This is a genomic window from Brevibacillus sp. NRRL NRS-603 (assembly GCF_003013445.1).
Taxonomy (GTDB): domain Bacteria; phylum Bacillota; class Bacilli; order Brevibacillales; family Brevibacillaceae; genus Brevibacillus; species Brevibacillus formosus.
Genome location: NZ_PXZN01000046.1, coordinates 19,688 through 36,735 on the forward strand (window position 1 = coordinate 19,688; position 17,048 = coordinate 36,735).

19 protein-coding genes are annotated in these 17,048 nt (G+C 47.7%); 6 read left to right on the forward strand and 13 right to left on the reverse strand.

Annotated features, from left to right (window positions below; all coding sequences use genetic code 11):
• Position 1 precedes the first annotated feature (1 nt).
• The 4 genes from C7R94_RS25560 to codY form a co-directional block, all read right to left on the reverse strand.
• Positions 2 to 1,600 (reverse strand): ABC transporter substrate-binding protein, encoded by a 1,599-nt coding sequence (locus C7R94_RS25560; protein WP_106785484.1) that lies wholly within the window; start codon positions 1,598 to 1,600, stop codon positions 2 to 4.
• A 24-nt stretch (positions 1,601 to 1,624) separates the two neighbouring features.
• Positions 1,625 to 2,503, reverse strand: coding sequence for a MurR/RpiR family transcriptional regulator (locus C7R94_RS25565; protein WP_052773424.1), 879 nt, complete (start codon positions 2,501 to 2,503; stop codon positions 1,625 to 1,627).
• The gene (locus C7R94_RS25570; RefSeq protein WP_106785485.1) at positions 2,504 to 3,997 is read right to left on the reverse strand and encodes a M81 family metallopeptidase; all 1,494 of its coding nucleotides are present in this window, start codon (positions 3,995 to 3,997) and stop codon (positions 2,504 to 2,506) included.
• 203 nt (positions 3,998 to 4,200) lie between these two features.
• On the reverse strand, positions 4,201 to 4,977 hold the full coding sequence (gene codY, locus C7R94_RS25575) for a GTP-sensing pleiotropic transcriptional regulator CodY (protein ID WP_106785486.1): 777 nt from the start codon (positions 4,975 to 4,977) through the stop codon (positions 4,201 to 4,203).
• Between the two features lie 188 nt (positions 4,978 to 5,165).
• On the opposite strand from codY, the gene C7R94_RS25580 reads away from it, so the two are divergent.
• Positions 5,166 to 5,255: a sporulation protein YjcZ gene (locus tag C7R94_RS25580; RefSeq protein WP_047071969.1), complete on the forward strand. Its 90-nt coding sequence runs from the start codon at positions 5,166 to 5,168 to the stop codon at positions 5,253 to 5,255.
• Positions 5,256 to 5,323: 68 nt separating this feature from the next.
• Here the strand turns inward: C7R94_RS25580 and C7R94_RS25585 are convergent, their stop codons facing one another.
• The 4 genes from C7R94_RS25585 to C7R94_RS25600 form a co-directional block, all read right to left on the reverse strand.
• Entirely contained in the window at positions 5,324 to 6,100 is a 777-nt protein-coding gene (locus C7R94_RS25585; protein ID WP_106785487.1) for a sporulation protein, read from the reverse strand.
• A 53-nt stretch (positions 6,101 to 6,153) separates the two neighbouring features.
• Complete coding sequence (locus tag C7R94_RS25590) at positions 6,154 to 6,699, reverse strand: sporulation membrane protein YtrI (protein ID WP_106785488.1); 546 nt, start codon at positions 6,697 to 6,699, stop codon at positions 6,154 to 6,156.
• On the reverse strand, positions 6,696 to 7,007 hold the full coding sequence (locus C7R94_RS25595; RefSeq protein ID WP_047071963.1) for a YtrH family sporulation protein: 312 nt from the start codon (positions 7,005 to 7,007) through the stop codon (positions 6,696 to 6,698). The genes C7R94_RS25590 and C7R94_RS25595 overlap by 4 nt, the downstream gene beginning before the upstream one ends.
• A 132-nt stretch (positions 7,008 to 7,139) precedes the next feature.
• Positions 7,140 to 7,364 carry a hypothetical protein gene (locus C7R94_RS25600; RefSeq protein ID WP_047071961.1) on the reverse strand — a complete coding sequence of 75 codons (225 nt, stop codon included), beginning with the start codon at positions 7,362 to 7,364 and terminating at the stop codon, positions 7,140 to 7,142.
• Positions 7,365 to 7,692: 328 nt separating this feature from the next.
• Here C7R94_RS25600 and C7R94_RS25605 point away from each other — a divergent pair, with 328 nt between their 5' ends.
• The 3 genes from C7R94_RS25605 to C7R94_RS30425 are packed head-to-tail and all read left to right on the forward strand — an operon-like array spanning position 7,693 to position 9,245.
• Entirely contained in the window at positions 7,693 to 8,940 is a 1,248-nt protein-coding gene (locus C7R94_RS25605; RefSeq protein WP_106785489.1) for an MFS transporter, read from the forward strand.
• Positions 8,937 to 9,089 (forward strand): hypothetical protein, encoded by a 153-nt coding sequence (locus C7R94_RS30420; RefSeq protein ID WP_197239473.1) that lies wholly within the window; start codon positions 8,937 to 8,939, stop codon positions 9,087 to 9,089. Before C7R94_RS25605 ends, C7R94_RS30420 begins: the two co-directional genes overlap by 4 nt.
• Positions 9,090 to 9,107: 18 nt before the next feature.
• A complete protein-coding gene (locus C7R94_RS30425; protein ID WP_197239475.1) occupies positions 9,108 to 9,245 on the forward strand; it encodes a hypothetical protein in 138 nt (45 codons plus the stop codon).
• Positions 9,246 to 9,316: 71 nt separating this feature from the next.
• Here C7R94_RS30425 and C7R94_RS25610 read toward each other — a convergent pair whose 3' ends face one another.
• A complete protein-coding gene (locus tag C7R94_RS25610; RefSeq protein ID WP_106785490.1) occupies positions 9,317 to 9,832 on the reverse strand; it encodes a hypothetical protein in 516 nt (171 codons plus the stop codon).
• Positions 9,833 to 9,873: 41 nt separating this feature from the next.
• The gene (locus C7R94_RS25615) at positions 9,874 to 10,953 is read right to left on the reverse strand and encodes a M42 family metallopeptidase (RefSeq protein WP_106785491.1); all 1,080 of its coding nucleotides are present in this window, start codon (positions 10,951 to 10,953) and stop codon (positions 9,874 to 9,876) included.
• 153 nt (positions 10,954 to 11,106) lie between these two features.
• On the opposite strand from C7R94_RS25615, the gene C7R94_RS25620 reads away from it, so the two are divergent.
• Together C7R94_RS25620 and C7R94_RS25625 are read left to right on the forward strand one after the other, a co-directional pair.
• Positions 11,107 to 11,946: a GNAT family N-acetyltransferase gene (locus tag C7R94_RS25620; RefSeq protein ID WP_106785492.1), complete on the forward strand. Its 840-nt coding sequence runs from the start codon at positions 11,107 to 11,109 to the stop codon at positions 11,944 to 11,946.
• A 78-nt stretch (positions 11,947 to 12,024) separates the two neighbouring features.
• Entirely contained in the window at positions 12,025 to 13,326 is a 1,302-nt protein-coding gene (locus C7R94_RS25625; protein ID WP_199197963.1) for a BaiN/RdsA family NAD(P)/FAD-dependent oxidoreductase, read from the forward strand.
• Between the two features lie 238 nt (positions 13,327 to 13,564).
• Here C7R94_RS25625 and C7R94_RS25630 read toward each other — a convergent pair whose 3' ends face one another.
• Genes C7R94_RS25630 through refZ form a run of 3 tightly spaced genes read right to left on the reverse strand, consistent with a single transcriptional unit; the run spans position 13,565 to position 16,829 of the window.
• Positions 13,565 to 13,774, reverse strand: coding sequence for a hypothetical protein (locus C7R94_RS25630; protein ID WP_106785494.1), 210 nt, complete (start codon positions 13,772 to 13,774; stop codon positions 13,565 to 13,567).
• Entirely contained in the window at positions 13,771 to 16,179 is a 2,409-nt protein-coding gene (locus C7R94_RS25635) for a septation ring formation regulator EzrA (RefSeq protein WP_106785495.1), read from the reverse strand. The genes C7R94_RS25630 and C7R94_RS25635 overlap by 4 nt, the downstream gene beginning before the upstream one ends.
• Positions 16,180 to 16,226: 47 nt before the next feature.
• Positions 16,227 to 16,829, reverse strand: a complete 603-nt coding sequence (gene refZ / locus C7R94_RS25640; RefSeq protein ID WP_106785496.1) for a forespore capture DNA-binding protein RefZ — start codon at positions 16,827 to 16,829, stop codon at positions 16,227 to 16,229.
• Positions 16,830 to 17,048: the final 219 nt, after the last annotated feature.

A 17,048-nucleotide genomic window follows, 5' to 3' on the forward strand; every position in this document is an offset into this window, starting at 1 on the left:
TCTATTTTTCGAGCGTGACATCATGCAAGGTAATGCCTTGCGTGTACGGATTGACCGTAAAGCCTTTGACGCCGCGTGTGGCGATTACCGTCTCGCTTACCCACAAAGGGACCCACGGCAAATCTTTTAGCAATATCTCCTGTGCGTCTTCGTAAACCTTGAGACGCGCCTGCTCATTCATTTCCAAACGTCCTTTGTTCAGTAAAACATCCAACTCAGGGCTGTTGTATTGAGTACGACTTGTTGAATTGCTCTTTTCAAAGATGAGGTACAAGATATCAGCATCAAACCAGCCGTAGTACATCAAAGCCATGTCATACGACTTTTTCGAAATGCGATCTTTGATCGTCATCATTTCTTGCACGCTGATTTTCATATCAATACCTGCTTCTTTTAGCTGACTCTGCAAAATCTGCACCGCACGCTGAAACGCTGGCTCTTGAGAGACAAGCATTTCTACAGACAACGGTTTTCCATCCTTATCTACGATTCCATCCCCGTTACTGTCCGTCCAGCCCGCTTCCGCCAGCAACTGCTTGGCTTTGCCTAAATCTCTCGAATACAACTGCTTCGCCTTGCTTTCAATCGCTTCACTGTAGCCATAAATCGTGGGTGCCAATGGACCATAAACCGGCTTGCCGAAGCCGTTCAACGCTACCTGAACTACTGGATCTCGATCTACGGAGAGGGCTACTGCTTTGCGCAGACGGACATCTGAAAACAACGGGTGCTTATTGTTAAAAGCGATGTATTTGTTTCCGATGTCCATCACTTTCTCAATCTTGACTCCGGGCAGTGTCTCAAGCTCCGCAACCGAGTTCGGCGGCGCATCATACAACACATGGACCGTACCCTTTTTGAATTCCATCAGTCGCGTATCGTCGTCTTTCATAAGCCGGAACATAATGCTGTCCATCTGAATAGGACCTTTGTTGGCTGCGTACTCCGGTCCCCAGTTATAATCAGGATTTTTCTTGTAGGTGAGCGAAGCACCCCGCTCGCGTTTGTCAAAGATGATCGGCCCCGTTGCAGACGGGTTATCTGAGAAGCCATCCCCTAATTCTTTTGCCTTTTTGGCGTCAAGAGGTGAGACTAACCCACCGACAATGACATTCACAAAAGGGGCAAACGGTTGGCTAAAATGCACCTTGAGCGTGTGCTCGTCTGTTGCTTCCACTTTTTCAATCGGACCTGTAAGCCCCTTCACAGGCGAAATGGCAAGCAAACGTTCAAAGGAATCTTTTACGGACGCTGCCGTCATTGGATCGCCAGAGTGGTAGCGGACATCTTTTCGAAGGGTAAATGTCCAAACCTTGCCGTCCGGCGAGATTTCGTACTTTTCTGCCAAACGCGGATGGAGTTTGCCTGTTGCATCGCGGGTCAATAGAGGCTCGTATATTAAGCTGTTTTCCATACTCAGCCAGCTCGTTTTGTGCATATCAAGCGAGTCTGGGTCTGTCAAGGAAGCGATGACTAATGTGTTACCTTTGGCCGACGTGTCATTCCCCGCTTGATTGGTCGGCTGTGAGGAGCAGCCTGCAATCACCGCCGTTGCCACTAATACACTTATGGCCCCTTGCTTCCATCTGTGAATCTTCATGTCCATCCCCCTTATCAATTGCCGTTACACTTCTGTCCCTTCCGCAAACGGGTATATTTGTCGACTTGTCTCTTCGTATTCTTTCAGTCTTTGTTGTACCTGTTCTCCATCAGCCTGAACCACACCACTGATCAAAATATTCAGCATGGAAAAGATCGCCGTCATTCCTTTTAAGGCAGTAGGAGCAGGTGCGCTAACTTTCAAAATCTGATCGGCTACCGGCCCAATCGGAGATAGCTCATCGTCTGTAATCCCGATGATTTTGGCGCCTCTCTCTTTGGCTGCTTTTGCAAACAGGATCGTTTCACTCGTATAGCGGGGGAAGGAGAGTGCGATCACGAGCCACTCCTGATTGATCTGGGTCAACAGATAGTTGACGTCATCAACTGGCCCATTGTACAGATGCGCGTTTCCTCTGACGACATTCAGTGTAAAGGCGAGCCAATGGGCTGGAGCATAAGAGCTGCGAAACCCTACAACGAGAATGTTTTTGGCTGCCATAATACTTGAAACCGCTTGCAAAAGATGGTTCTTTTGCAGCTCCCCTAACGTTTGCCGAATATACGCAACATCCTGCTCCATGTTATAAGAAATCAGGTCTTGTTTTCCCTTCATCTCCACAGCCGCTGTTCGAAAACTGTGGATGGCATCAGCTTTTGGGACTTTTTCCAATAAGGAGCTGCGAATCTCATTTTGCAATTCGCTGTACCCGGAGTAGGCGAGAGCATAGGATAGTCGGATGATTGTCGTTTCGCTTGTGCCGCTCAATGCCCCGACAACTTTGGCAGGTTGCAGGGCAACGGTTTTCGGCTCGGCGAGAATGTATTTGGCTGCGAGTTTTTGTTGGTTGGTCAATTCCGGATAATGCTTGCGGATGCGCTCCTGTACGGATTCCATGATCATCTACTTCCTTGTCAATTGATGTAGGTTCCACTCTGTGGCTGGGTCTAACGGATAAATCGGACGAATAGCGCGCTCGTATTTGAAGAAGCGGAAGTTGAGCGTCGTCAATCCCGGCGAATCGACGGTAATGACGCGTGCGCTGATCGGTTCAAAGGATGCCCGGAAATGTGTGCTCGATTTCAAGGCCACGATCTTGTATTTGGTCACGTCAATTCCGTGCAACAGAAAAATTTGCTCATCCAGTACTTGCGATTTCACAGAGCAAACCAGTACATCAACCCCGTCAATTTGCAAGCGTACGGACTTGCCAAAATTCTCAAGGCCCCCTTGCCCCATCGGCGTCGTCGCAATGAATTTTCCATCTGTCAAAGCTTTGACGTAAGCTGTTACTTCAAGTGGTTCTCCATGCAAGTAGTCTGTCTTTCCACCCAGTGATAGTTGTATGGTAGCACCTACTCCAGCCTGATGGGCAATCTGGACCACTTCGGGATCGTAAATAAAACCAAAGCATGCATTTGTCAGCTTGGCTTCCAGCATAGCCCGCAGCAAATGCGTTCCGTCTCCGGGTGTGCCTCCGCCTGGATTATCTGAGGTCTCATTGATTACGATGGGCATGCCTTCCGTTTCAAGTGCCATCGCAATTCCCTCAGCAGGAGAAGGCATGTTAAGCTCGAATTCATCCCGCTTTTCCCAAATCAGACTGGCGACATCCTCGCTCACTTTTTTGGCGAGCTTTGGATCGTTATTCGTAACGCTCAAAACAGAGACGCCCAGATCAGGAATGTCCGTGTACGGAAAACCGTGGAAGAATGCACAGTCGATGACACCTGCTTCCTTTTCCCACGCCCAGCAGGCTTCGTTTATTTCGCGTGCCGGGGAATGATGAGTAGCTGATGTCGGAATCAATAGTGGCAGTCGGGTCAAATGCATGGTCGGCTTGATACCTTCCGTAACCATCTTATGCGCCAGATCGATGGCTTCAATCCCGCGTTCATAGCAATCCACATGCGGGTAGAGATGAACACCCAGGAGCGCATCGGCCTCATCCACCATTTTTTGTGTCATGTTTGCATGGAGGTCGAGCGTAACAATTAAGGGAATGTCATAACCGACCAATTGACGCACTGATGCCAGAATGTCTCCCTCCAAGTCATCTATTCCTTCTACAACCCCCGCTCCATGAAGCCCCAGACAAATGGCATCTGCGCCTTCTGTCGCAGCAATCGTGTCAAGAAGCTCCTTTTTTATCCGGTCATACGCTTCTCGCAAAATCGTCCCCGCTGGATACGTAAAGGTGAGAAAGGTCGGCAGGAGCTCGATGCCCAGCTCTTCGGCGCGATCCACCATCCCTCCTGGAAAGTTGCGAACGCCCCGATTGCGATTCACAATTGTATCATGATAATCCCACTCATAGCTTTGAAACATCTCAAGCGTCGTGGGCACATTGGAAAACGTGTTCGTTTCATGCGCAATCCCACCAATAATCACCTTCATTCTTTGACCCTCCATTCGCTTTTGAAGTATGAACTTTAATTTTTGAATTTTTTGAAGTTTAAACCTTTGTGGACATTATAAAGGGAAGAAAATCATTTATTCAATCGCTAAATCATGAACGTTTTATCGATTCTGCTATACTTGTTGATTCATAAACAAAAGCCCTCCCAGTACAGGGAGAGCTTCCGCATAGCTCGTGCCATTTATGAGGTTTTCCATTTCGCCAATTCAGATGGGAATTTATCATTCAGCACTTTGATATATGTGCCCTTCATCCCTAACGAACGGGATTCCAGCACACCCGCGCTTGCTAGCTTGCGAAGAGCGTTCACAATGACGGAACGTGTCAGACCTGCTTGATCTGCCAGCTGACTAGCTACCAGCAAACCTTCGCGTGCATCCAATTGCTCCATAATTTTTTCAATCGCGATCTGTTCACTGTAGGACAACGATGAGAGTGCGATTTTGGCAAAAGTTTTGTCGCGCACTTCATTTTCAATCTGTTCTGTGCGCTGACGAACGATTTTCATACCGATCACGGTAGCACCGATCTCTCCCAAAATCAGATCCTCTGTTTCAAACTGACCGTAAGCACGCAGCAGGACGAGTGTGCCAAGACGGCTTCCCCCTGCATTGATAGGAACAATCGTCGTCATCATTTGCGGGAAGATCGAATTCATCTCTTTTGGAACAAGGCTGTACGGACTGGTAATCGGCTCGTTCGCCAAGGTTTGTGAAACTTCCAGCAGCTTTTGATGTACACCTTCCTGCAGCTGCGTGGATGAACGACCTTCTTCTTGCAGGGTAATCTCCTGATTCATTCCACTTCCCAGGATCGAGCCATCTGCGGTAATGATGTAAACATTTGCAGAAATCACTTCAGATAAAAGTCTTGCAAGATCTTGGAAGCCTACTCCGCTGCCACCCATTGTTTTTTGAAGCATCACATTAATTTTTCTCGTTTTTTCTAACAAATTCATAATAATATCCTCCTCTGGATTCTTCATGCTCACAGTATTGTCAGAAAAATCCAGCCCTATACATGCAAATCGAAAAATTAGAAAGAGAGTTGTGTACAGGAATTTAGGTAGACGCCTCGACACCGATTCATAGATCAGTGACTATCCTATAGGGAATTAACTACTTCTTGCGGGTGGGAGGAAAATCGATGAGCTTTTTTAACGGCGGCTTTAATGGAATTGCGCTGGTTCTCGTCTTGTTCGTTCTGTTGACTATCGTAGGCGTTGGCGATGATTAAGACCTCCATAAAAAAAAGGCTGACAGAGTGTTCATTTTCACTCCGTCAGGCCTTTTTTGTATCATTCTCTAGCGAAGCTGCTGCTTAATGAGCGCTTCAATCGCTTCTGCAATGACATGCGTATGTTTGTTCAAGTCTGCATTCGTTAAGCGGAAACGGATATAGCGTTCATCAAGATTAAATGCTTCTTCAAATGCTCCCATAAAGCCTCGCGCACGTTTATCCAGTTCCAATAAAACTTCCAACTCGCCATCGCGCAGGTAGAAGACTACTTCGAGCTCCTCCAATTGGCTGCGGTATGACCCTGTCGGACGGAATTCAAATTCCTGTACAAACGGATGATTGCGACCAAGGTGGCGATTGTATTCGCAATCTACCTTATACAGCTGGAATCCGATCTGCTGAACAGCATCCAACACTTTGGACATTAACGGATGTGGGCGAACCTCGATGAAATCGGAATCACCCGGGTCAATCGCATTTTTAATATCGAGACCTGTCCGTAGGTAAACGGGTTGACGCCCCATCGTCAATGGCGTCTCATACGGCAATTGAAAAGCGAATGGCAGCACGGTTTCCTCTTTCGGTTTCAATTGTACCCGCTCTGACAGACGATATTTTACAAGTGTGCATTCTTCCTTCGTCTTAGAGTCATTGATTTCTCTTTCATAGTGTGTGACGACATACATGTAAATTTCGTCGATTTCCTGGGCGACATCTCCTCCCTTGATATGGACCTCACCTCTGACCATATCTCCGGGAATGAGTGAATCCTGCTCAAGACGTGCATCTACTTGCGCAGAGCCAATACCTACACTAGCCAATAATTTTTTGAACATGGACATGTGTTCGCCTCTCCTTTATACCGACCCAGACCTACATCTGGCTATCAGATATTCTATATTGAAATATACGGCGGAAGAAATAGAAAGTTTCGCGCAATCTTTTGCCAAACATCATCGGGTATAACGTCGGCTGTCACAAACACATGCAGCGTTCTACTGATCACAACCGTTTTGATTCGCACCTCCACGGTCGTTCGATCAGATAAAATATATTCGCGGCGTCGCAGCATTTCATGCAAGACCTGATGGACCTCCGCAACCTGCTCAACCTTCTTCCCTTTCAATGAAGCGAGATCCTTTTCCACCCGATCGACTACCTGTACCATGATGGTGGCATGAAGCGGCTGCTTCTGATCCGCAGTGAGTACGGAGGCGCGTACGTCTTCGATGACGGTCTCTTGCTTTTTGCGATAGACCCGCTGATTTTGCTTCAGCTCCAGATTCTCCTCGTACAGTTTTTTGTTCTGCAGCTCCAGGCTTTTTTTAATCAGCATCATCTGCTCCATTTCGCGTCCGTATGTAAATAAAATCACGGTTCCGCCAAACACGCACCCCATGAGCAAAAGAGCGAGGTAACGCTTCCAAAGAATCACCTTCATGAGCGCACCTGTACCAGCCAATGCACACAAATCGTTCCGATATGGGCACCCAAAAATGCGACAACAATCATGACGAGCTGTTTAAAGACAGGTGTCAAATTTCCCATCAATATTTTTTCGATCTGCAAAAACGAATCAAAAGTTCCACCCAATGCCCCAACCAATCCCCATATTTTGAGCTGGTCAGCCAATTGAGCCATAGATAACAGCGGGGGCTTTTCTGTGAGAAATGCGCCCACTCCACCTGAAAGAGAACCGCCGACCACAATGCCATAAGCCACGAAAAACGTCAAAATGACTTGTGCCATGCTGTGCTTCATCCTTTCTTCGAACAAGCAGCATATGCTTATCCCTACGCTCGTCATTCCGGTTTTATAACAGAACTCGTCAGCGTTCCAAATAAAAAGCGGCATGCTCTATTTGGCAGCATGCCGGATCGATCAGCGTTGGTTCCTTCTCCATTTCTTCAGTTTCTTTTCAATGCGCGGCGAGTTCATGATCATGAGATCCGTAAACAAGTTAACCATTTTCGGATTGCGGAGCATCTGGTTAAACACCTCTGGATTTTGCTTGAACCATTGCTCATTGGCACGAATCCATTTCTTGAAAGCCTCGTTTGTTTTGTAATAGTGATTCAATTGCCGAACCGGTCGATATCCACTCATCTTAATCTATCCCTTCGTCAAAAAATATAACGAGGAGAAAAACGATCACGATGATCCAGATGATCACTTCGAAACCTTCCTCGTTGAAGAATCCAAATCCTCTCACGTCAGATCCCCCCTTCATTTTGCCGTACTCCTCGCACCATTCCATACCGCCCATGGTACCTTTCCCTATAGGTATATGTGGTTCCACGCTTGTTGGATTGGACGCTTGCCTGCCTTCATATCGATTTTGTGTGCTGGCCTACTTTTTGTTTGTGAAAACCACGCATAGGGACAATCCTTTTCCACTCATACTAGAGAGGAATGAATCAAAGAGGAGACGAACATGACAGCCTCTACTGGATCACTGTTACGCAACAAGCCTTACTTGCTGTTACTGATAGTCGTCTTTTTCATGCACATGGCCTCTTATCTGGTCATTCCCGTCTTCCCAGTCTTTTTGCAAAAGGTACGGGTTCTTTCTCTTTCCCAAGTCGGCATCATTTTGGCAGCAGGAAGCATCACATACCAAATCGGAAGCTTGGCAGGCGGCTTGATGTCAGATCGCTGGGGCAAACGCACCATCTTAGCCTTGGGGGCACTCCTTCAAGGATGTGCCATGGCAGGCTATCACTTCAGCCATTCCTATGGTTTCTTCTTGTTATTCTCCTCTGTCAACGGCTTGGGTCTTGGCCTGCTCGCTCCTACCATTAAAGCCATGATTGCGGATGAAGTGGATGAGAGCCAAAGAACTGCTGCCTTCTCGTGGAGAGGGATACTCGCTCATAGCGGGATTATTGTCGCAGGCTTGGTCATTACATGGATGACTGCGGGTGGGAAACAGCCGTTTCTCGTAGCTGCCTTTGTGTATGGAACACTTGCTGTCTTTTCTCGCTTCATCCTTCCCGATGATCGCTGTGTGGGAACAGATTGCAAGCAAACGCCGATCAAGGAGTATCGTCACATCTTGACCCATCGCAGCTTTCTGCTTTTTTCCGTGATCTCGCTCTTAATCTGGTCGCTTTACGCCCAATTCGCCATGATCCTGCCCCTGCGGGGTGAGCATGTCCTGCATTCCGCTACGATGATTGGCCTCATTTGGACGATCAACTCGCTCAGTGTCGTCGTCCTGCAAGGTTTGATCTCACGCTTTGTTCTACAGCGCATCAATCCATACTTGTCTGTCACATTGGGTACGATCTTGTTAGGTGCAGGGCTAACGCTTATGGGATGGGCAAATCACTTCCTCACACTTAGCGGGGCTGCGATTCTTTTTATTTTGGGTGAGATGCTGTTTATGCCGATGCTGGACAGTCTCGTCACTCATTTTGCAAAGGAAGAATGGCTAGGGGCGTACTTTGGCTTTTCCAATTTCGTATCTGGTCTTGGAACGGCTCTTGGGACGGGATTGGGTGGAGCGATGGTTGAAAAACTAGGAGGAGTCGGCAGCCATTATCCGTGGATCGGCTATGGAGTGATTACGTTGTTTTTGGCGGCCATTCTGGGTCTGTTTGCCCTATATGCCATTCCTCGCCACAAAAATGCTGTACTTGACTCTCCCTTAAAAAACCGCAGAAAGGAAGGGGCCACATGAACGTAGAGGAACACGCACAACACCAACCCGAAAAGCAAATGGAAGTGCTTAGGCGAGTGCCGCTCACCTCCCTATTCATCCAACTGGAGGATAATGCATCCTCCCAGATTCGCCAAAAAACAAATTCGACTAGGCAGCCTTGGCTGTAAACAGAAAGGGGTAGTTCCATGACAAAGCAAAGCAAGGATTCCTCTGTTCAGCAAAATCAACAAGACGAGCGCAATCGCCAACCCAAAAACGTTCAAAACGATGCACCGGGCTATGGAGACAAAAAACTGGAGGGACCAAATCGTCCTTCCACCTAATCCTTAGTCAATCAATAAAAAAAGTCATTTTGCGCCTTCATGCAAGGGCAAAATGACTTTTTTTGTTTCCTTTACGCAATCGGTACGAGCTTGTACGGCAAAGAAAATGCTTCCAATCTCTCCAAAAATGCTTCGCGAGACTTTTCATCAGGCGCAATGAGTTGGAGATAGCGTATGAAATAAAACACGATGCGATCTTCTTTGCCTTCTTTTAAGCGATAATGTGACAGCTGTGCGATGTCTGTCAAGTTGTAGAAGTATTCATAGTGCTCCAGTGTAAAAGGAGCATGAAAGATCCGGCTGACGACTACACCATTGCTCAGATTTTCCCGCATGTTCTCTTTTGTTGCCCCGAGAAAACGAAGCAGTTCACCGGCACGCTTCGCCCCGACCTTTTCCACCAGTATGCTGTCGTTGTACTCCACTTCCAGATCGGTCAATTTGTTGGAAACGGCTGAAAGCATGGCCATCAACACCTTGCGCACTGCCAGATTCTCCGTAGCGAATTGATTGTCAAACACATTAAATTCAAAGGACGTAGCCTCGCCCTGACGACGTGTATACAATATGATCGCGTTCAAAAGCATTCCTCCGCTTTCTACTCACTCAACGATATTCTCCCTGCCATTTATCTAGGCAAAATAGATTCCCACGTCGCACGATCCAGCTTGCGAATGACACTGAACAAGAGACGCTTGGCTGCCTCATAATCCTCGCGATCAATAATCGAAGCATGGCTGTGAATGTAGCGGGAAGGAATTCCAATAACGGCAGACGGCACTCCCTTGCCATGGTACTGAACGACACCTGCATCCGTCCCGCCTTTTGCTACATAAATCTGATACGGAATGTTCTCTTCCTCACACGTAGAGATAAGAAGATCACGCAAACCTACAGGCATGACGTACAACGGATCGTAGATGCGCATCAAAAGTCCACCGCCAAGCTTGCCGCCATCATCTTTTACCCCTGGAATGTCTGTGGCTGGACTCGCATCCAATGCCAGGAACAAATCCGGATCAATGGAAGCAGCGGCAGTTCTCGCGCCGCGCTGCCCGGACAATTCTTCCTGAACAGTAGCCCCGACGTAGACGACATTCGGATGATCGGGCTTTTCGTGCAGCTCTTTTGCGAGCTCCACTGCCAAACTGCAACCATAGCGATTATCCCATGCTTTAGCCATGATGCGGCGCGGATTGGCCATGACCTGCAATGGGCAAACCGGTACGATTTGCTGGCCAGCTCGTATCCCTACCTGCTCTGCTTCCTCACGTGAATCCACACCGATATCAATAAACATATTGCGTACATCCATCGGGCGATTGCGCTGATCGTCGCTCAAGACATGCGGCGGGATCGAGCTGATTACACCTTCAACTGGTCCATTGTCCGTAATAATTTGTACACGTTGCGCGAGCAGGACCTGCCCCCACCAGCCTCCCAACGTCTGAAAGGAAATAAATCCTTTATCCGAAATTCGGGTGACCATGAAGCCCACTTCGTCCATGTGACCCGCTACCATAATTTTGGGACCGTTCTCGTCACCACGCATTACGCCAAAAATACTGCCCAAATTGTCGTACATGAGTTCACTCGTATAGCTGCTTATGTATTCCCGCATAATCTCGCGTACCGGACCTTCGAAGCCAGGCGCTCCTGGTGCCTGCGCCAAACGGTTCCACAGTTCAACTTGAAATTTATTTTCCATCGCCAAAAATCCTCCTCGACCCTAGTTTCATGCATGTTGTCCTTCTCTATTATCAGCGAGAGAGAATTATGACGCAACTACTCCCAAGCAGGAATGCAAGAGCTTGTCCCGAATGAAGAAAACAACACGAATGGTTTGAGGAGGAAAAAGCAGATGGCAATCACATTACGAAAGTTGGCCGAATTCAGTGAGATTGAGCAATTAGAAGAAATGGAGGGAAAAATATGGGACCCTTCTAGTGCTATTCCCCACCATATGACACTCACCATGCAAAAGTTTGGCGGTCTGTTTTTAGGGGCATTCGACGATGAGAAAATGATCGGCTTTTTGTACAGCTTCCCGGGCTTCACCAACGGGGAACCACATCTTTGTTCGCACATGCTCGGCTTTTTGCCAGAGTATCGCAAGCAAGGGTTAGGTGTACAAATGAAATGGCTGCAAAAAGAAGAAGCGGCAGCTGCTGGCTACTCCAAAATTACATGGACATACGATCCGCTTGAGACAGTAAATGGCGTTCTGAACATCGCCAAGCTCGGTGGAATCGTTCGAACCTATTTACCAAACTGCTACGGACAGCTCGATGACGACTTCAATCGAGGACTGCCGACAGACCGTTTCCTCGTGGAATGGTTTATCAGAAGCGATCGTGTGGAATCGCGCCAGGCAGGAAAGAACTCTACTCCCTCTTTAGAACAGGCGCCAGACCTGTTGCGTCTAGAAATCAAGGATGGTATTCCACATCCTGTCGAAATCGATTTGTCACGAGAAGAGCCTGTCGTGCTGCTACCTGTCCCAGCCTTCTTCCAGGATGTAAAACGGGCAGATATGACTGTCGCTTCCTCGTGGCGAGAGATGACCCGCGAATTGTTCACGGCGTATTTTGCCAAAGGTTATGTCGTTACGAATATCATCAGAGATGAATCCACCGTTCGTTACGTCTTAGAAAATCAGCCGTTGACTGATATTTTAGGTGTCTCATCCTCTCTATCCTAGCTAGAATTGCGCGCCGGGTGCACAGGTTGTGGTAAAATGGTGGTTGCCCAACCCTATACAACAAAGGACGAGAATGAAATGAATCGATCACAATACAAGTATGACGTTATCATCATAGGCGGCGGCCCCTCTGGGTTGATGTCTGCTATTGCTGCTTCTGGCCAAGGAGCAAGAGTTTGTCTCGTGGAAAAAGGATCGAAGCTCGGACGCAAGCTCATCATATCTGGCGGCGGTCGCTGCAATGTAACCAATGCCAAGGAACAAGATGAATTAATCAAACAAATGCCGGGAAATGGCCGCTTCATGTACAGTGCTCTCACCCAATTCGGCAACCGAGAGATTATCCAGTTTTTTGAGGAGTTGGGTGTCGCGTTAAAAGAAGAGGATCGAGGCCGTATGTTTCCGGTCACGGATAAAGCAGTGACAGTCGCCCAAGCGTTGATTGATTTGTTGAAGCAAAGAGGTGCCAGCATTCATTTAAATGCCGCTGTAAAAGAAGTTCTCTATTCGGAAGGCAGAGTCGGTGGCATCCTGCTCCAGTCCGGTGAGAAAATTACCGCGCCTTGTGTGATTATTGCCGTTGGGGGTTGTTCTGTGCCACAGACAGGATCTACAGGCGATGGCTATGCATGGGCGAAAGCAGCCGGGCATACGATCACAGAGCTGTATCCTACTGAAGTACCGCTTACAGCCAATGACTCTTTTATTCGCGATAAATCGATCCAAGGTCTGTCGCTGCGTGACATCACGATGACGTTGTATGCGCCCAATGGGAAAAAGATCAATATACAGGAAGGCGATATGATCTTCACTCATTTCGGAATCTCAGGCCCCGCCTCCCTGCGCATGGGACATTATGTCTCTGTGTCGCAACGAAAATACGGAGCGGTTCCTCTATCTCTGACGATCGATCTCATGCCTGACAAAACAGCCGAGGAAATCATGGCGGAAAGCTGGCAGCTGATCGAGGAGCAGCCAAAAAAGGCAGTAAAAAATGCAATCAAAGGCTTCCTCCCCGAACGGATTATCCCACTCTTGCTTGCAATGGCAGGAATTTCGGAAGAAACGACCTACAGCCATATGAAGAAACAAGAGTGGAGCAAGTTCACGGGCTTGATCAAAGCTTTTCCACTCACCATTACGGGGACGCTCTCTCTTGAGGAAGCGTTCATTACAGGTGGCGGTGTGAGTGTAAAAGAGATCGATCCACGCACGATGAGATCCAAGCTCATGGATGGGTTGTATTTCGCTGGAGAGGTCATGGACGTCCACGCCCATACCGGTGGCTACAACATCACCATCGCCTTTTCGTCTGGCTATTCCGCGGGTACGCATAGTGCGCAGGAAGCATTTGAATTTTTTTCCGAGAATGACGTTTAGATTATAAAGGAATGGGGAAACTATGAATCAGGTTCTCTTTTCATGAAAAGAGAAATCAGCACATTACTCCCCCCTAGTTGTAATGTGCTGGTTTAACAGACCTTACTCCCTTTATCTTCCTAGATGGGGCATCGCCTGCGTGAGCGATGCTTCTTTTTTTTGCCCACGAAAAAGCACCTGTTACAAAAGACGGCAAGTCCATCTTTTCATAACAGGTGCTTTATCACTGAATATCGGTTTATCCCACAAGGCGGAACAAATACGCAAATCCAGCTAGCAAAAAGGCTAGGCCCAACAGAAAAAACGTATTGGCACGCTGCTTGACGCGCCTTTCGTCTCCCTGAAAATAAGCGTTCATTCGCGATTGCCAACGTTTTGTCCGCGGTTGTATCATGACGAGAATACCAACTGCCAGTAAGAAGAGAGGAAAGATCATCATCTGGCTCATCCCTTTTTCTTACGACGGAGAAGCCAACCGTTGTCATCTTCGGCTGGAGCGCCCTCGATTACCAGACGGGCCTCCTCTGCAAGCTGAAAAGCTTCTGCAAAAGCAAGCTGTCGAAATGATATCTCTGCCTTCGTCAACAAATCATTGACCTGGCGATTTTGGCGGCGATAACGGTTTGTATACTGAATGGCCCCCTCTGCCATCTGACATGTTGAGATAATGCGTTCTGCCATCCGCTCTGTTTCGTCGACCAAATCACTCGCGTCCTGGACCAGCATGGCCACCTCTTCCAGATCATAGCGGTACTGTTCCATAATCGTTTGCACGCGGCCCAACGTTTGCACGACTTCTTCAAACATGTATTTCAATTGATCCGGAATGCCCGGCAAGTAGCTGCGTTTGATTTGCTGACGGACGCGGACTAACGTGTTGGAAATTCGCTCCAGCTCATCCAGCGCATCGTCTTCCGTTTCGATGACCAAATACGTTTGCTCTTCTTCTTCCGGAATTATTTCTTCCTGTTCAGGCTGACTCTTCGGCATGACCAGTTCATACTCTTCTTCTTCGTACGCAGGCTCCTCAGCTTTGACTGCTGGAGTAGGCTTTTGTGCTTTTTTATTAAAAAGCTGAGGAATTGCTTGCAACAACACGGAACGTTCAGCTTCACTCAGCTCTGAGGATTTTCCTCGGTCCGCCCGCTCTTCTTCGCTGGTAGAATGCTCGTTCTCACTAGCGAGAGTGGGCTCAGGTGTACGAATCTCCGGCTCCACAGGCGCGGATGTCGCAGCTACTTGCTGTAGCGAATTGTCCTGTTCCACCTCTCCTACTTCTGTTCGGTTTTCTTCCTGCACAAATTCTATTTCAGCTTTGCCTTGATTCACTTCTGCTTGCAGTTCCGGTTCAACTTCTGCATACACCGTCACTGCGGCTTCATCGCGGGCAAGAACGCCATCTTCTATCGCTTGATACGTCGCATCAATGAGCACTTCGAACGCTTTGACATGGGTTAACACCATTTCCAGGCTGCCCTCTTCCAAAGCGCTCTTTGCAGACATGACCAATTGCTTTGCCTGCAAAAGAGCATTGTCAAAGGAATCCTGCTTTAAATGAAAGCCGTCACGAACCGCCTGCTCAATTCCTTCCTCCAGATGCTTGAATTCTTCCGGCATTTCCTTTTTCACGCGTTGCACAAGCTTTGGAATGAGCTCCATCGCTTGTCCTACCTGCTCCAGTACTTGCTGAGCTTTTTGTGTGGTTTCGTAGGCGGCAATGTCGTCTCCTGCTGCCCGCGAAGTTTTCACAAGTTTTCGCATTGTGTCTACTTCATCCAGCGATGCTTTCAATTCATGGAAAGACAATCCGTACTCCAGACGTAAATCGGACAAGCGTCGTTCCATCTGCTCCACTTGCTTTCCGATCTCAGGAACAACAACCTTGTTTTCTTGCTTGGTAACAGCCACTTTGGATGTGTCTGTTTTTAGCTCATCCAACTCTTCCTCAATTTTTGAAATGGCCTCCCTCGCCTCATTCAACATGCCAAGTGCCAACGTAAAACGGAAACGATCACAAGCCTCTTCCGCATCGAGAATCATCATTTCCACATCAGGGATACGAACGCGCAACAGATTTTCTTTTTTGTCAGCCAAGTGGTGGTAACTTACTTCCGTCATGCCGCTGGAACGGCGAAGCGGTTTTTCCACCTCGATGACATTGATCTTCTCAACGAGCTCTTCCTTCCAATCCTCTACATCGTCTACTTGGGCAAAAATAGCACGGCGTCTGATCATCGCGTAAATCAAGCCGATCGACAGCCCAGCAAATACCGCACCAACCAGATAAATCCACCACGGAATACCTCCGAGTGCGCTGCTGCTCTCGCTCTCTTCTGCTTTGCTAGCATCAGCTGTGCCCGGATTTGCTGTTGCTTGTTTGTTTTCAATGCGGCTTAGCTCCCTGTTTACTTCCGCGATTACAGTTTGGATACCGGTCAAATACTGCTTTTGTGTGCGGAATGCTTCATAAAAAGACGCGATCTTGTCATGCAGCAATGTCATCGTGGCACCTTTTGCCTGCAAAGAAGGACCGGCATAAATCCCCAGCTGTTCGGTGTTTATGTCAAGTACGATCATCAGTGCATCGTCGGCCAAATTGTAATTGTCAAACAGCTTTTGCGCGTACATATCTGGCGATTCAGCTTCCGGTGCAGTGCTTTCCACGACCACGACTTTGTAGCTGCCTGGTATGCCTTTCAATGAATTTGCAAAGGCGGTTCTGTCTTCTTTTTTCAAATAGTTGTCAGCGTCCTGAACAACTTCGTCTTTTTTATCTGGAAACGGTGTTGCATAAGCCGGATTCGTATATAACAACATGCCTGCCAAACAGAGCATGAATAGTTTTCGTTTCACTTGTCATACATCCCCTTACTAGAATCATTCATTGGGAGAGGCCACGCCTAAGCAGGCAGCAAAGAACCTCGCAGATAACACATAATCGAGGTTTGCAGCCATTGGACGAACTCCTCGGAAGACGGCTCCAGATCATAGACCTGGCGAACCATTTGTGGTTGCAAAAATGGATATATCATCTGGCTCGTCATAGCCAGTACTGTACGATCAATAGAAACGGGCAAAAACTCACCCGAGACGACACCGCCCTCGATTACACGCGAAAGCCCATGCTTCCATCGGCTTATATATAGTGTCATCACCTCACGAGCAAGCATAGATTCTACGCTCAGCTCTCGGTGAATCAAACGTGTAATAGGCGCATGCTCACATTGAAATTGCAAATACAGCTGCACAACTTGTTCCAATCGTTGATAGGCAGGGATGTTTTCCTGCTCGTTTTCCAGTTCTTCCAAAAAGCGAAACAACGTCTCAAAGTAAGAAGCAATCAGCGTCTCCAGGACTCCTTGCTTCCCTTCAAAGTGATAGGAAATCAGCGCGGAATTTACTTGAGCAACAGAGGCAATTTGTCTTACGGAGGTTCCTTTGTAGCCATGGACATCAAAAAGCTTCGCTGCTGCGGATAAAATACGCATTTTCGTCTGATCCATCAGGCATCTTTCCCATTGTACAGATTATTCGACGAAAAAAGATAGTCTTGTTGTATGTTCGACAATGTTTTCCATGATTCCTTCCCATCATGCTGATTCTATTGAAAAAAACCGTTACCGCACATGATTTCCTTCCACATAAGAAGTACGTAAAAAGTATCGAGCACGTTACTTTATCTTTTCAATTTTCCCTGACAGAAAAAAGACGCTCCTGTCTGT